Here is a 1,595-nt window from a genome sequence, read left to right as displayed (position 1 = left end):
GCCACCGCCGCCGGGCCGATCTGCGCCGCGCCCGAGGTGCAGGCATAGCCGATGGCGTCAAAGGCGCGCGCCTGCGGCAACAGCGCCGCCGAAGCCGGAAGCCGGGCCTCCATCTCGGCCAGCGTGTCGGGCGTCACCTCCCGTCCGCTGGCAATGCGCGACACGAACAGGTCGGTGCCGGCGGGGATCAGGCGGCGGAAATCACTTTCGATCCTTTCATCGGCCTGCAACACGATCAGACCCAGGCGCGGCCGCTCGGCGGATGTCAGGTGATAGTCGAAACGCGGAATCACTCAGCCCTCCAGCACCGGGATGCCGCGCCCGGCCCGGGGAGACAGGAAATCGGCACCGGTGTCGCGGATCACGATATTTTCTTCATGCACCATGATTCGCCCGGGGGCCAGCTCCAGGCCCGGCTCCAGCGTCAACACCATTCCGGCTTCCAGGCGGGTGTGATCGGCCGGAATCAGCGACAGACCCTCGGTCAGTTGCATCCCCAGCCCGTGGCCCAGCCGCCCGGCGGCGGATCCCTGCCCGCCGGTCAACAGCTGGTCCATGGCATGGAACAGATCGGCGGCGCTGGCGCCGGGGCGGGCGATCTCGGCGGCGGCATCCACCGCGTCGATCAAGCGGTCATGCGCGGCGGCGGTGGCAGCATCCGGCGGCCCGACCGAGAAATTGCGGTCGAAATCGCAGAAATAGCCGTCGCGCACCATGCCGGTGTCCAGCATCAGCACATCGCCCGGCGCCAGCGGCCGCGGCCCGGCGGGCGAGATCACATCGGCATAGCCGCCGGTTCCGGCGCCGCCGGCCAGATAGGGCACCCAATCCGCTCCCTCCTCCAGCCCCAGCATCTGGAAGCGGCGGAACACCCTGTCGAGCGGCACGCCGGCGCCGGCGATCTCGGGCACGCGGGCAAAGGCGCGCCCGGCGATGCCGCAGATCGCCCGGATCCGCGCGATCTCGGCCTCGGATTTGACCGCGCGCAACCGGCGCAGGATGCCGGCATCGTCGCGAAAGGCCAGGCCGCCGGCGCGGGCCTGCAGGCGATGCCAATCCGACAGCGGCATCCGCAAATGGCTTTCCAGGCCCATCGGCACCCCCACCACACCATGCGCCCCGGCCCGTTCGGTCAGCGCCTCGGCCAGCAGGCTGACGCCGTCATCATCGTAATCCGGTGCGCGCCAGCTGCGGATATCCTTGACCCAGGTCTGCGCCATCAGCGCGGCGCCAATCGCCGGGATCACCGCCACCGGGCTGCCGGATGCCGGCACCACCAAAAACCAGGGCCGCGTCGGGCTTTCCCAGAACCGGGTGAGGAACCCGGTGAAATAACGGATATCGGCCTCGGTGGTCAGCAACAGCGCCGCCAGACCCGCCTGCGCCATCATCGCCTGCGCCCGGTCCAGACGGGCGCGGTATTCGGTGTCGGGAAAGCCGCCCGGCGGCGTCACCGGACCGGGCCTTTGCCGCGCATCCCTTTGGCGCCGCTGCGACAGGGGGGCTTCAGAATCTCCATGAGATCACCGGACCCCGTCGCGCCCGGCCCGTCAAGCCCGCAGGCTCAGGCGCGCCGCCGCCTTCCGCCGGCGCGG

General features: G+C 70.7%; 1 protein-coding gene and 1 pseudogene. Both read right to left on the bottom strand.

The window, feature by feature from the left end; all coding sequences use genetic code 11:
* A pseudogene (locus tag CVM52_RS25595) lies at positions 1–293 on the bottom strand (Asp/Glu racemase); the annotation flags it as partial.
* Complete coding sequence (locus tag CVM52_RS25590; RefSeq protein ID WP_100165049.1) at positions 294–1,454, bottom strand: M24 family metallopeptidase; 1,161 nt, start codon at positions 1,452–1,454, stop codon at positions 294–296. It abuts the pseudogene before it with no gap.
* Positions 1,455–1,595: the final 141 nt, after the last annotated feature.

It is taken from the genome of Pseudooceanicola lipolyticus (assembly GCF_002786325.1).
Lineage (GTDB): Bacteria > Pseudomonadota > Alphaproteobacteria > Rhodobacterales > Rhodobacteraceae > Pseudooceanicola_C > Pseudooceanicola_C lipolyticus.
The sequence above is the reverse complement of the archived record's forward strand: the minus strand, read 5'-3'. Positions and strand labels throughout refer to the sequence as shown.